We start from the raw sequence: 13,335 nt of genomic DNA, 5'->3' as shown, positions 1-13,335 counted from the left end.
TCAGATGTGTATATGTGTCCTCAACGGCACCGACCAGCAGAAAAAGATCAAAGAGCTTTCAGGAGGTATGCGCAACCGCGTACACCTGGCCATCGCCCTGCGCCAGGGCGGCAACCTGCTGCTGTTGGACGAACCGACCAACGACCTGGACGTAAACACGCTGCGGGCGCTCGAAGAGGCCCTGGAGAACTTTGCGGGCTGCGCGGTGATCATCTCCCACGACCGCTGGTTCCTCGATCGCGTCTGCACGCACATCCTGGCCTTTGAAGGCGACTCGCAAGTGGTCTGGTTCGAAGGCGGCTTTAGCGAATACGAAGAGAACAAACGCAAACGCCTGGGTGACGAGCAACCGCACCGCATCAAGTATAAAAAACTGGTAAAATAACATTCTGTAGAAAAGGCCGCCGATACGCGGCCTTTTTTATACTACTTTAGTTTCAACATTATAGCGCTATAGATCTCATATGAGGGCATTCTACACCATCCTGCTGTTGACGCTTTCCAACATCTTCATGACCTTTGCCTGGTACGGCCACCTCAAGTTCAAGGACATGAAGTGGAGTCAGAACCTGCCGCTGCTTATCGTTATTCTCATCAGCTGGGGCATTGCCCTGTTTGAGTACCTGCTACAGGTCCCGGCCAACCGCACAGGCTCCCGGGAATACGGCGGGCCATTCTCGCTGGTTGAGTTAAAAGTCATACAGGAGGTTATTACGCTAACGGTGTTTATGGGCTTTTCTCTGTTGTTCTTTAAAAACGAAACATTCCGGATTAACCACTTGATCGGTTTTTGCTTTTTGATCCTGGCGGTATATTTCATCTTCAAAAAATAATACATGGGCACGCTGGCAAATAAGGTAGTTTGGGTTACCGGGGCCTCCTCGGGCATCGGCGAAGCGTTGGCTTACGCCCTGGCAGCAAAAGGTGCGCGGCTCATTCTTTCCGCCCGACGAAAAGAAGAGCTGGAACGTGTAAAGGGCAACTGCCCGCCGGAAGCACAGGCGCACATACACGTCCTGCCGCTCGACCTCACCAAATCCGAAACGTTACGACTCTCGACCGATGCCGCGATCCAGGTCTTTGGCCATGTGGACATCCTCGTCAACAACGGCGGCATTAGCCAGCGGTCGCTCGCAAAAGAAACGACGCTGGACGTAGACCGCCGCCTCATGGAAATAAACTACTTCGGCGCGTTGGCGCTCACCAAAAATATACTGCCGCATTTTATGAAACGGGAAACCGGTCATTTTGTAACCGTGTCCAGCGTGGTGGGCACTTTCGGCACGCCGTTCCGATCGGGCTATGCGGCCTCCAAACATGCACTGCACGGCTTCTTTGACTCGTTACGTGCTGAACTGTGGAAGGACACGCGCGATAAAATTACCGTAACGATCGTCTGCCCCGGTTTTATTCATACGCCGATCACACTCTCTGCTGTGACCGGCGACGGCAGCCCGCTGGGCAAGCAAGACGATGCCACCTACCACGGTAAACCGCCCGCGTGGTGTGCCGAAAGAATCGTGCGGGCCATCGAGAAGAGAAAGAACGAAGTATATATCGGCGGGATTGAAACCCTCGGCGTTAAATTCAAGCGGTGGTTCCCGAACTGGTTTGCCCGCTATATCCGCACAGCAAGTGTACGCTGACTATGAATAAACCTTGTGTTGTTTTTTTATGCTACCACGGTAAGGGCCACCTGAACCCCTGCTTTCCGCTGGCGAAAATACTCGCCCCTGACTACAACGTGGTATTTGCAGGCGTTCGGTTCTTCGAGACATACGTGCTGGAATCAGGCTTTTCCTATTATCCACTAAAGACCGTTCCCTTCGGGCTGGGCCTGGAAGGGTGGGTTAACAACATGCGGCATCGCAGGCCTCAGTACCTCCACACGCTGCTCGACAGGTGGAGCGATCGGCTTTATACCGAACGTGCTCAGGAACTGACAACCCTGCTGGATCACTTGCAACCTGACTTGATATTGGTAGACGATCGGCAGTCCAGCGACTTCCTGGTACTATACCCGCATCTGCAGGCACGGGGTATCCGGTTCGGCATCCTGCATGCCATGCCTCCGGCCGCACTGATACCCGGCGTACCTCCGATCAACACCACGGTTTTACCCGACGACGCTGCCGGCATACGCCGCGCACATATAAAGCTAAAACTCAAACGCCTGAAACGTCTCTGGAAACAGAAACTGCTATACCTGGGCATGGACGACAGCACCATCCTGCACCGCCGTGTACGACGCAATAACATCCCCCGGCATTTCTTCTCCGGCAGAACGATTTTTTATGGTCTTGCCTTACAAAATGTCCATGAATTTATCCTCCTTCCGCAAGAACTCGATTTCCCCGGCATACCGGCGTCGCCCCTGAAACACTATATCGGCGCATTGGCCCGTTCCACAGCACAGGAAGAAACCAGGGATAATTATCTGCGCGCCCGGGAGTCTGTACGGCAGCAAATTGAAGCGGGAAAGGCGTGTGTCTATTGCTCTTTCGGCACTGTACACGCCGAAGATACTGAGCCGACCGAAGAATTTATTGATCGCCTCGTGGCGGCAATAGAGGGTAAAGATATTGTTCTGATCCTATCCGTAGGGTTGTTGGCGATAAGGACGATTGCGAAACATTTTAGAAAATCCAAACAGGTATATATCTTCCACGCCGTGCCCCAACTGGATGTGCTCAGCTATGCCAGCTTGTTTATTACGCACGGCGGCATTAACTCGATCAAAGAGTCGATCGATGCAGGAGTGCCCCTGTTGGTATATCCGGTTGAGTCCATTATGGATCCTCCCGGTAATGCCGTGCGAGTCGCATATCACGGCCTCGGCCTGCGTGGCGACATGGCGCACGACACCGCAGCCGACATTGCATACAACATTCAAACGGTACTGACCGATCCGCAATACCGGCAGAACATCCGGGCTATGCAAGACGCCTGCCGGGCGTATACACCTGAACGATTCCTTCAGGCGATACGCCAGTGCACGGTTCCTGTTTAAAAAACTATTTTTATTTACTTACCGGCTCGCGGTGCCCAACCCAGGTGAACCGCCGGGTAACATACTCCGGATTTGTAAAAGAGGCATTGCCCGCCGGATTGCCACCGGTTACGTGGAAGTCGGAGAAGGCCGCATTCTGATTCATATAGATGCCCCCCGTCAGGTTGAATGACACGGGCGTAGCGGCCAGGGCCATGGCATCGGCGATCTTCTCCTTCACCGTCGGATCGGTGGTATACGCACCACACGAAATGGCACCGTGGTGCAACGCCATTTCCTGCGCCAGGGCAATGCTGGCATCGGTATCGTTGGTCTTGATCAACAACGCAATGGGGCCAAAGAGCTCTTTGCTAAAGATATCTTTCTGCGTGGCATCGACCGCGATCAGTATCGGGGTAGCCACACGCGCCTGTTTGAATTGAGGATTCTCAAATACCCGCGATGCCAGTAATACCTCGCCGGGCAACTTCGCCGCGTCGGCTACGCGCTCGCACGTCTTTTTATTTTGGATGGCGCCCAGCACAAACGGTCCGGCTTTAGGGTTATCCACCAGGCCATTGATCTGCTCGGCCAGCTTCTTTCCAAAGTCTTCGGCGGAAAGTGTACCGGCAGGCGTTTTGATCCCGGCCGCCGGTATATAAAAGTTTTGCGGCGCGGTACACATCTGCCCGCTATACAGGCATAACGAAAAGGCGAGGTTGGCGGCTACCTTGTCGGCATCGTCTACCGAGTCGAGTATGACAGAGTTGACACCGGTCTTTTCGGTGAACACGGTCTTGCCGGGCAGCGACTCCAGGTAGCTGCCGAAGATGCCGTTGCCGGTAAAGTCGATCAGTTTTACCGCGGGATGTTCGGCGAGCGCTTTGGTGATCGTTGCTTCGGCAGTATCGACCGCCAGCTGGCACGTGGTGGGCGCATAGCCATTCTCTTGCAGCGCACGTTGGATCTCGGCTACGACAATGGCCATGGGTAGGATAGCACCGGGATGCGGTTTGACAATGACGGCGTTGCCTGTGATAAGACTGCCATATATACCGGTGACGGAATTCCAGGTCGGGAATGTCGAGCAACCGATCACGACGGAGATACCTTTCGGCACCGCGCGCCATTCCTTGTGGAGCTGCACATTGAACTTACCCATGGGCTTATCCCAAAGCGCGTTGGCCGGGAAACGGTCCAGCTCTTCGTAGCCGGCGGCAATCGCTTCCAGTGCCCGGTCGGCCGCATGCGGACCCGATGCCTGAAAGGCCATCATATACCCCTGCCCCGTCGTATGCATGGTAGCATAAGCGATCTCAAAGAAGCGGGCTTTGATGCGTTCGAGTGATTCCAGTAATATTCCGGTACGCGTCTCGACCGAAGCTTTGCGCCAGGAATGAAAGGCTTTTTGTGCCTCGTCTATGAGCGCAGAGACGGTAAACGTAGGATAAGAGATTCCCAACGGTTGTTGCAGGTAGGGCGACTCCTCCTGGCCCGCCCATCCGGAAGGATTGGGCTGTTGCAGCGATTCGAATTTCTTGCCCAGCATGTCCTTGAACTTTTGCTGGCCGTCGGCATCAGCGGTCTCGCCGTAGACGGCCGGGGCAGGGTGTTCGGGAAAGTTAGCGAAGAATACGCGACTGTGAAGGGCCGCCACGGCACGATCGAGTGTGGCCTTATGTTTTTCAAAAAAGTCCATACAGTTAACAAAGGGGTTTGGTTATTCTAGCACGACTAAGTTAACGATTGTTTGGAATATCCACGCGGTTTCCAAACACCACCCCGGCTGTAGGACAACAGGATTATTTCTGCGCGCCGAAGACCTTCTTCAGCAGCTCGGTCGTGCGCGCTACAGGGTCCAGGCGGATCTTCTTTTCCTCCTCCGCAATTAATATAAACAGACCGTCCATGGCTTTGTTGGTGGCGTAGTCGGTCAGGTCCGGATTCACCTTTTCCACCAGCGGGATCTTATTATAGCGGGTAACGATGTCGCCGTAGTATTTGGTGGCGTTTACTTTGTTGAGCGAGTTTTGGATGACCGGCTTGAATTTATCATACAACAGCGACGAAGTAGTACGCTTCAAATATTCCGTGGCTGCATTATCCGAGCCACGCAGAATGCTCCAGGCATCCTGTATAGTCATCTGTTTGATGGCGGCTACGAAAATGGGTTTGGCTTCCTTCGCGGCATCTTCCGCACCGCGGTTCAGGGTCATAATAAATTTATCTACCTCGCCGCCCAGCCCGATCTGGCGGAGCTTGTCCTCCACCTTCTTGACGTCCGGCGGGAAAGGGATCTTGATCTTCGGATTCTTGAAATACCCATCCAGTTGCGACGCCATGCTGGAGCCATTGGAGATACCATTGATCAATGCCTGTTTTAACCCTTCGGCCACCTCCGCCGTCGTGAGCGGCGCATCTTTGCCCAGCGCCTTGTTCACCTCGCCCATGGTTTGATTGAGCTGTGCCGACGTACAAGCAGTTAACAAAAGCGTGATCAGGAGTACCGGGAAGAATTTCATAAGGATGTATTTCGCCGGCAAGGTAAAAAAAGTTCACCACATTCAGCCGCCGATCCCGTTCGTCCATGGATTGCTGACGCAAGTTTAGCCGCAAGCGTTAGCGCAGCGGCGTAACTTGTGCCTGTACCGGTCGGCAGTTTGCAACTGCCGACAAGCGCCCCTCGACATCATTCGCTATTTCTTAAACAAATACACAATCCCCACACTTATCCCCGCACGATAAGGTTTGATCGTAAACAGCCCGTTCAGCTTTTCATCCACATGGAACGCGTGCGTGTAGCCCGGCTGAAAGTACAGCCGCATATGATCGTTCAAACCTGCCTCCATACGATACTGCAGTTGATATTGCCAGTACTTCGAGCCTTTATTCGTATACGCACTGCCTTCGCCCGCGGCACTTTGAAAACCTTGCTGGTACAATACGCCGACGCCGAGCTTATGCTCCAGCAAATGCGTCTTCACGCGATAGAACACACCGGCCGATACCCCGGCGTTGCGCATGGTATACTTCACCTCGTGTGTGCCGGTGGCTGGCGTAAATACATACCCATCGTCTGCATTGCCAGACACACCCCCCGATGCTGCCCGTGCCAGCGTATAGCGGATGTTCTGATTTTGCTGATAATAGGATAACCCGCCATATACTTCCAGCCGCGGTAATACAGGATATTGGAACCCCGCTTCCACGGAGAAACCGGCACGATCAGTGGCAAATACACCAGACTCTTCCAGGTCGGTGATCGTCACATCATCGCTAGTGGAGGGCGTTATTTTATGAAACGCCAAAGAAGGGCCAACCTGAAAGTACACCATCGGAATGTGAAGCTGCGCATCCTTTTTCTCCGCCTCTTTTTTCTCCCGGGTCGTGACAACGACATCCTTTTTCTTCTTGTCAGGATCCTTTTGATCCACCGTATCAACAGCCGGGCCCATTTCTGCGGATAATCCGTGTTTGCCTGTATACACGGGATCAACAATGCCTGTTGTATCCAGCGGTGCAATCGGCGATGTTTCAGAAAGTGCAACCTTGCCGGGATCGGTGTGTGCCGCGATCTTCTGCTGATCACTTCTGTGCACGACGTTCCGACCTGCATCGTTAACATCACCAACGCTATTCATCTTGCCGGACGTCTCTCGTGCAGCGCTTTGCTGGTCATGCACGTTCGCTGCCCTTGCGCTATGTTCCTGTTGTACTGTTGCTGTATTTTCTTCTACTCGCTCAACCCCGGCATCGGCAACGAAGCTGCCCCACGTCGTGGCCGCTTGATCCCCTGCTGCCAACGCTACCAGGAATGCAAACCCCGCCAGACTGACTTGTGTAGACGATGCGCGCCGCTCCAGCCAGGCGATGATGCGCGGCTGCGGCGTGTTGTTGATCGCTCCTGCGATCTTGTCCCACGAGTCGTCGGCAGGCTCCTCCGCATAGTGATCGAGCCGGTCCTTGATCTCGTTCCAAAAGTTATTTTCAGGCAAGTTTTTCATAACGTTTCACTCCCAGCGTTGTAAGTCGTTGTTTCAAAAGAAATTTAGCATGATGCAGTTGCGAACGAGACGTGCCCTCGGTAATGCCGAGCAGCCCGGCGATCTCCGTGTGACTGTATCCTTCTACCACAAACAGGTTGAATACCAGCCGGCATCCCTCCGGCAAGCCGTTGACCAGCGATACGAGGTATTCGTCGGTGAGATTGTCCAGCATCGTTTCATAGTCGGCGCTGGCAACCTCCGGGGTGTGGTCCGTCTCGGGAAAGACGATCGAGCGCTTGCGTTTATGATAATGGTCGATGGCCGTTCGCACCGCCACCGACTTCATCCAGCCTTCCAGCTTCCCGGCCGCCGAGACCTGGTGTATGTTGGTAAAGATCTTGATGAATGCTTCTTGTAAGATGTCCTGAGCCTCCTCGCGATCTGCAGCATAACGCCGGCACAGGCCCATGAGCCGTGCCTTGTAAAGCATGTACAGGGACTGCTGCGCCCTGCCATCCTTTCGCTTACACTGTTCAAATAATTCCGGTCCGATCATACTGAAACGAGCAAAGCCTCCTGGGGTACAGGAGGCTCTCTCGCGGAGGTTCGTTAGTGAAAGTATATTCTAATGGTTGCCGTTCGACAGGTATCGCCGCGACACCCCCGGTACACCAGGCTGTCGCGCATGCCCCGGTACGGTTCATCCACCGGCTTATATACGACGCCGGAATTGTACGACGCCGCCCAGCCGTGCGCCGGCTGCTGCGCAATGTCCAGCGTGTACCGCGAGGAGGAGTCACACAAGACATCATTTTCGAAGGGCCTGAGGTTCACCGAATCGCCCTTCAGCGAATCCACCAACAGTGTATAGGCATCGTCTATCAACGCGAACTGACAGGGCTGTTCGGGTGGCTCAACCGGCCCGGACGTTGCCCGGATGAATATGACGCCGTAGCCCATCCGCGTGGTATCGGTAGTGTCGTATACCTTGTAGACGATCATGTCGTCCTTCGGCGGGTTGCTGGTGGGCGCATAGGAGATAGAATTATAGGGGGTATTTAGCATGGCCGTCCCGTAGCGGGGCGGCTGGCTGCCGTTGGGTTGATAGATTTCGATGCGGTAACGCGTCGTGTCGCCACACAATACATCGTTGGCCAGCGGATAGATGTATACGGTCGTGTCGCCCCACACGTGGGCCGAGTCGCTGCGTGTATAGACGCCGCACGGCAGGTTGGTGGTGTCGTCTTCGATGACGATACCCACGGTATCTTCCAGCAGCAGGGTGTTGTCTTCCGCATATACCGACACCCGGAAGGAGTCACGGCCCTCGGTAAAATCATAACGGGGCTGGTATTGCAGGAGGCCCGTGCGCAGCTCGCGCAGGGTACCACGACCAGGCTCGGCGGTGATATCGAGGCGTATGGGCCGTTCTGTCTTGACGCGGGCGTAGAGGTCGATAAACGCCGTACCCTGGGCCAGCATTTTTACATCCGAGTCGTCGATCACCACTCCCTTGCCACCGCCGATCGGATCATCATCTTCCAGCACATCGCATGCGCTGAACGAAGCCGCTAACAAAAGCGTTAGTGAAAGCGGCCACAGGCGTTTTAGCGAAAAAGAATCATTCATAAGCAGCAGTTTGTTTTATGGGTAAGACTGGCTTCCTTTGTGGAACGTTGGACGGTGGTTAAAAATATTTTAGATCCTTTATGAAGACTGTTTTAGCGGAATTATTGACGATCGGCGACGAAATCCTGTATGGCCAGATCGTTGATACCAACGCCCAGTGGATGGCGACCGCGCTGGCGCAAGCCGGCATCAAAGTAATCCGCAAAACTACCGTAGGAGACCAGGAAAGCGAAATCCTGGCGGCATTCGCGGAAGCGGAAAAACGTGCAGACATCGTGCTGATCACGGGGGGCTTAGGCCCGACAAACGACGACCTGACCAAACCCTGCCTGGCAAAATATTTTGGCTGTGAGCTTGCGATCCACCCGGAGGCGCTGGCCGAAGTAACTGAATTCTTTAAAAGCCGCGGCCGCGAGCTGACCGGGGTCAACATCCAGCAGGCCGCCCTGCCGGTGTGCTGCGACAAGATCACCAACGCCGTGGGTACCGCTCCCGGCATGTGGTTTTCCCGCCAGGGCAAGGTGTTTGTCTCCATGCCCGGCGTGCCCCACGAAATGAAACGCATGATGACCGACCTCGTCATCCCGAAATTAAAAGCCACCTTCCCTACCCCCGTCATTCACCACCACGTGATCCGCACGGTAGGCATCGGCGAGTCGTTCCTGGCAGAAAAGATTGCCGACTGGGAAAGCTCGCTGCCCCCGCACATCAAGCTGGCATACTTGCCCAGCCTGGGCGAGGTAAAGCTGCGCCTCACCGGCATCGGCAGCTCGCGGGAATCCCTGCAAGCAGAGACCGATCAATTGGTGGAGGTATTAAAAACACGTGTCGGCCAGTTTATTTACGGTTATGGAGAATCGCCGCTGGAAGTAGTCCTGGGTCAACGGCTGCAAACCCTCAACCTGACGCTGGCAGTTGCCGAAAGCTGTACGGGCGGCTACCTGTCGCACCTCATCACGAGTGTGCCCGGCAGCTCGGCGTATTTCCTGGGCAGCATCATACCCTATGCGTACGAGATCAAAATGCGCCAGCTGGGTGTGCGCCCCGAAACGCTGGAGCGTTATGGCGCCGTGAGCGAAGAAACGATACGCGAGATGGCCAACCTGGTGCGGGCGAAATTCAATACCGACATCGGTGTGGCTACCAGCGGCATCGCCGGCCCCGGTGGGGCCACGCCCGAGAAGCCGGTGGGCACGGTGTGGGTCGCCTATTCCGACAAACATCAGACCGTCACGCGCAAGCTGCAGCTGTCGAAGGAACGCGACCTGAACATTCGCCTGGCGTCGCTCGCCTCGCTGAACCTGATCCGCCAAAGCTTGCCGCAGTAGCCACTACGCTTTCCTGTATTACACTTTTTCCTGGAGCCGCTGCTGTAGCAACGGTACGACCGCTGCCGAGTCGAGACCCGGCGTAATGGCCGGATCGTATAATAACCAGATCAGGTCACGGTCGATGGGTGCATATTCCGTTACGGTCGTCCACGCCTGCTGAAAGATGCTGTTGTCATACCGCTCGGAGTCGCGCCCCAGGCCCAGCGATTGCGTGAGCTCTTCGCGCAGTATATGGCGTTGCGCTTTCTTGTCGGCATTGCGCACCAGGTCTACAAAGATGATGGCGCGGTATAGTTCATTCGTGTTGTTGTCAGGAAAGCTGAAGAACAGCCCCCAGTTGTCGGCGATATAAAATTGCGCGGGCGGATACCGGGCCACAAAAACGTCGGGGTCACCAAAGAATATATAGGCGTTGGAACTTGCGGAGTCGGTCGTGAGGGTGATCTGAAAGCCATCGTGGGCCAGGTCGTTGATCTCGGTGATCACATCGTCGAGCTCGCTTCGCAACACCGCGTCCGGCGTGCCCCCGACGAAGAGCTTCATTTCCCGCAACCACTTGCGTATCACCGGCGGCTCGTCGTCGAACTCGCCGCCCAGGGCCACCTCGGTAAAATAGCGGACGATCTCTTGTTCGTCGGGCGTGACGGTATCGGGGTCTTTTACCTCTTCATCGTCGGACGAACAGGCGAACAAACATGCGGCCGCAAACGCCCAGGCTAAAAAGATAAGACCTCTTTTCATGATTCAATGTTACTAATTTCCATGGGGCGACTGGTCTACAGGTACATTTTTTTTATTTCGGCAGACGCCACAAGGTATTATTCGTCAAAAGGATATCACCACCAAAGAAACGTTTGAAATATAAAAACGTCTTTATACAGACGAAAAAATAGTAACTTGCCCTTCCAAAATCGATTGAAACATGGCGCAGGTTCAACTTATCATGCCCAAGATGGGTGAAAGTATATTCGAGGCGACGATCCTGAACTGGATCAAAAAGCCGGGCGACAAGATCGAGCAAGACGAATCGGTGCTCGAAGTAGCGACTGACAAGGTCGATACCGAAGTACCCTCTACCCATGCCGGTATATTAACGGAGATCCTGGCGAAGGAAGGCGAGATCGTCAAGGTCGGCGCACCCATCGCGATCATTACCACCGATGTGGAGGCCGGTGCTGCTGCACCGCAACCCACCAGTGCACCCGCTAAATCGAATGGCGCCGCCGAACCCGTTTTACAGGAAGCCGCGGTGGCACATTCCAACGGTGCTCCGCAAGCGATCAACTTTAAAGACAGCACTCGCTTCTATTCGCCGCTGGTGAAGAACATCGCCCGCGAGGAGAACATCACCGTCGCTGAGCTCGAAACCATCTCCGGCAGCGGCAACGAAGGACGTGTGACCAAAAAAGATATCCTGGAGTATGTACAGGCCCGCAAAGTAGGCGGCGCTACGGTACAGCCGGTAAAACATGCCGTGCCGACCAGCGGCGCACCGACGCCGAAAGTACAAGCCTCCATCAGCGCCGGCGACGAGATCATCGAGATGGACCGCATGCGCAAGATGATCGCCGAGCGCATGGTAGACTCCAAGCGCATCGCCCCGCACGTGACGTCCTTCGTCGAAGCCGACGTGACCAACGTGGTGCAATGGCGCGGCAAAGTGAAGAACGACTTTCAGAAGCGCGAAGGCGACGTATTGACATTCACGCCGATCTTTATTGAAGCCGTGGTCATGGCGATCAAAGACTACCCCATGATCAACATCCAGGTAGACGGCGACCGCATCATCAAGAAGAAAGATATCAACATCGGTATGGCCGTGGCCCTGCCCAGCGGCAACCTGATCGTACCCGTCATCAAAAATGCCGACCAGTTCAGCCTGGGAGGCCTGACCAAGATCGTAAACGACCTGGCACGCCGGGCGCGCGACGGTAAGCTCAAACCCGATGAGCTGGCCGGAGGTACCTTTACCATCTCCAACGTCGGCTCCTTTGGAAACGTCATGGGCACACCCATTCTCGTGCAACCGCAGGTCGGTATCATTGCCCTGGGGGCGATCGTAAAGAAGCCGGCCGTGCTGGAGCTCCCGTCGGGCGACGTGATTGCGATTCGCCACAAGATGTTCCTCTCCCACTCGTACAACCACCGCGTGGTAGACGGTGCACTGGGCGGTATGATGGTGCGCCGGGTAGCCGACTACCTTGAGAAATTTGACATAAACCGCAGTATTTAATACACGGATGGCTTAATTAGACCCGGGAGGTTTTTGAAATCACCCGGGTTTCTTACTTTTAGGCATGTCCAAAATTATCTCATTCATCAGCCGGAAGGGCGGTACGGGCAAGACAACCAACGCCATTCATCTGGCTACCACCCTTCACCAACTTGGCAAAAAGGTGCTGCTGGTGGAAACCGACACCAACTATACCCTGAATACCCTGCGCAAAATGGAGGTATTCCAGGCCAAGGATGGTAAAGCCGCGTTTGAGATCCTCGGTTCGGAAGACCACCAGGTAGCCCAGGAGCTGGAGAAATTGAAAGACAGCCGCAAGTTCGACTATATCGTTGTGGACAGCGCCGGCAAGACCACCGACGAAGGTATCAAAAAGCTCTGCCTGGTCAGCAACGCCGTAGTCGTGCCCACCAGCCTTACCCAGAACGACCTGCTGGTGACCTATCAAACCGTGACCGACCTCGCCCCTGCCCGCGAGCTGAACAGCGGACTGAAGATCATCATCCTGCCGAACCGCATTCACAGCTCGACTAATATTTTTACCGTACGGGATAACCTCAAAAAACTGGATGCCATCATCCTGCCCGTGGTCGTACCGCAGAAAAATCTTTTCGTAAATTTCAGTACGGTCGACGCGGAGAAAGAGTATCAGCCTGTGGCGCAAGCCATTCTTAATTATCTCGCATGAGCAAGAAGAAGAATACACTCAAAGATCTTGACGAATTCCTGAAGCAACAAGCGGCCACGCTGGTGACCCCGACGCCCCTGAGTGGTCAGCTTCCGGCCGAGAAGCCGGCTCCCGCAGAGTCAACCCCGGTGGTTGCTGCCCCTGTCGTTGCTCCGCCGGCCCCCGTAGCGGCAGCACCCCAGGCTCAGCCCGCGGTTCAGGAAGTCACAGCGGAAAGCATCGGCCAGGCGCTGCAGACACTTTACCGCAAAGAAGGCGGTCCCGCTTTCCGCCAGAAGCTCTACGACATCATTCTGCGCGCAGCTGAAACTTCCGGCACGGCGCTGCCCGAAGACAAAATGCTCGTCAACACCGTGCTATACCTCAAGAGCGGTGACCAGTGGAAGGAAACCATCCGCACCTACTGGCGCAATAAATAATCCCCTCGTATTTTCCGGATTTGCATAAACGACCTGCACAGGATGTAGGCCGGGGTATTT

14 protein-coding genes are annotated in these 13,335 nt (G+C 54.9%); 8 read left to right on the top strand and 6 right to left on the bottom strand.

The features are described 5' to 3' along the window. From KK078_RS28560 to KK078_RS30720, 4 genes are all read left to right on the top strand, one after another. Positions 1–385, top strand: a 385-nt coding sequence (locus KK078_RS28560) for an ATP-binding cassette domain-containing protein (protein ID WP_254094046.1), incomplete at its 5' end; no start/stop codon positions are given. 79 nt (positions 386–464) lie between these two features. Then, positions 465–833 (top strand): DMT family protein, encoded by a 369-nt coding sequence (locus KK078_RS28555; protein WP_254094044.1) that lies wholly within the window; start codon positions 465–467, stop codon positions 831–833. A gap of 3 nt (positions 834–836) precedes the next feature. Then, positions 837–1,646, top strand: coding sequence for an SDR family oxidoreductase (locus tag KK078_RS28550; protein ID WP_254094042.1), 810 nt, complete (start codon positions 837–839; stop codon positions 1,644–1,646). Between the two features lie 2 nt (positions 1,647–1,648). After that, a complete protein-coding gene (locus KK078_RS30720; protein WP_317196005.1) occupies positions 1,649–3,010 on the top strand; it encodes a glycosyltransferase in 1,362 nt (453 codons plus the stop codon). 10 nt (positions 3,011–3,020) lie between these two features. Here KK078_RS30720 and paaN read toward each other — a convergent pair whose 3' ends face one another. From paaN to KK078_RS28520, 5 genes are all read right to left on the bottom strand, one after another. Next, complete coding sequence (gene paaN, locus KK078_RS28540) at positions 3,021–4,688, bottom strand: phenylacetic acid degradation protein PaaN (RefSeq protein ID WP_254094040.1); 1,668 nt, start codon at positions 4,686–4,688, stop codon at positions 3,021–3,023. A 103-nt stretch (positions 4,689–4,791) separates the two neighbouring features. After that, positions 4,792–5,511 (bottom strand): DUF4197 domain-containing protein, encoded by a 720-nt coding sequence (locus KK078_RS28535; RefSeq protein WP_254094038.1) that lies wholly within the window; start codon positions 5,509–5,511, stop codon positions 4,792–4,794. A 174-nt stretch (positions 5,512–5,685) separates the two neighbouring features. Then, positions 5,686–6,993 (bottom strand): hypothetical protein, encoded by a 1,308-nt coding sequence (locus KK078_RS28530; protein WP_254094036.1) that lies wholly within the window; start codon positions 6,991–6,993, stop codon positions 5,686–5,688. After that, positions 6,977–7,531 (bottom strand): RNA polymerase sigma factor, encoded by a 555-nt coding sequence (locus tag KK078_RS28525; RefSeq protein WP_254094034.1) that lies wholly within the window; start codon positions 7,529–7,531, stop codon positions 6,977–6,979. Before KK078_RS28525 ends, KK078_RS28530 begins: the two co-directional genes overlap by 17 nt. A 53-nt stretch (positions 7,532–7,584) precedes the next feature. Continuing rightward, a complete protein-coding gene (locus KK078_RS28520) occupies positions 7,585–8,604 on the bottom strand; it encodes a nucleoside/nucleotide kinase family protein (RefSeq protein WP_254094032.1) in 1,020 nt (339 codons plus the stop codon). Positions 8,605–8,684: 80 nt separating this feature from the next. Here KK078_RS28520 and KK078_RS28515 point away from each other — a divergent pair, with 80 nt between their 5' ends. Next, positions 8,685–9,932 carry a competence/damage-inducible protein A gene (locus KK078_RS28515; protein ID WP_254094030.1) on the top strand — a complete coding sequence of 416 codons (1,248 nt, stop codon included), beginning with the start codon at positions 8,685–8,687 and terminating at the stop codon, positions 9,930–9,932. Between the two features lie 18 nt (positions 9,933–9,950). Here KK078_RS28515 and KK078_RS28510 read toward each other — a convergent pair whose 3' ends face one another. Further along, positions 9,951–10,676: a DUF2927 domain-containing protein gene (locus KK078_RS28510; protein ID WP_254094028.1), complete on the bottom strand. Its 726-nt coding sequence runs from the start codon at positions 10,674–10,676 to the stop codon at positions 9,951–9,953. Between the two features lie 181 nt (positions 10,677–10,857). Between KK078_RS28510 and KK078_RS28505 the strand changes: the two genes are divergently transcribed. The 3 genes from KK078_RS28505 to KK078_RS28495 all read left to right on the top strand — a co-directional run bounded on the left by KK078_RS28505 (position 10,858) and on the right by KK078_RS28495 (position 13,275). Next, entirely contained in the window at positions 10,858–12,168 is a 1,311-nt protein-coding gene (locus KK078_RS28505; RefSeq protein ID WP_254094027.1) for a dihydrolipoamide acetyltransferase family protein, read from the top strand. A gap of 64 nt (positions 12,169–12,232) precedes the next feature. Further along, positions 12,233–12,856 carry a ParA family protein gene (locus KK078_RS28500; protein WP_254094025.1) on the top strand — a complete coding sequence of 208 codons (624 nt, stop codon included), beginning with the start codon at positions 12,233–12,235 and terminating at the stop codon, positions 12,854–12,856. After that, the gene (locus tag KK078_RS28495) at positions 12,853–13,275 is read left to right on the top strand and encodes a hypothetical protein (RefSeq protein WP_254094023.1); all 423 of its coding nucleotides are present in this window, start codon (positions 12,853–12,855) and stop codon (positions 13,273–13,275) included. Before KK078_RS28500 ends, KK078_RS28495 begins: the two co-directional genes overlap by 4 nt. Positions 13,276–13,335: the final 60 nt, after the last annotated feature.

Origin of the sequence: Dawidia soli (assembly GCF_018598185.1) — a bacterium.
Taxonomy (GTDB): domain Bacteria; phylum Bacteroidota; class Bacteroidia; order Cytophagales; family Cyclobacteriaceae; genus Ohtaekwangia; species Ohtaekwangia soli.
Note: the sequence above shows the minus strand (reverse complement) of the source record. Positions and strands in the feature narration are given on the sequence as shown.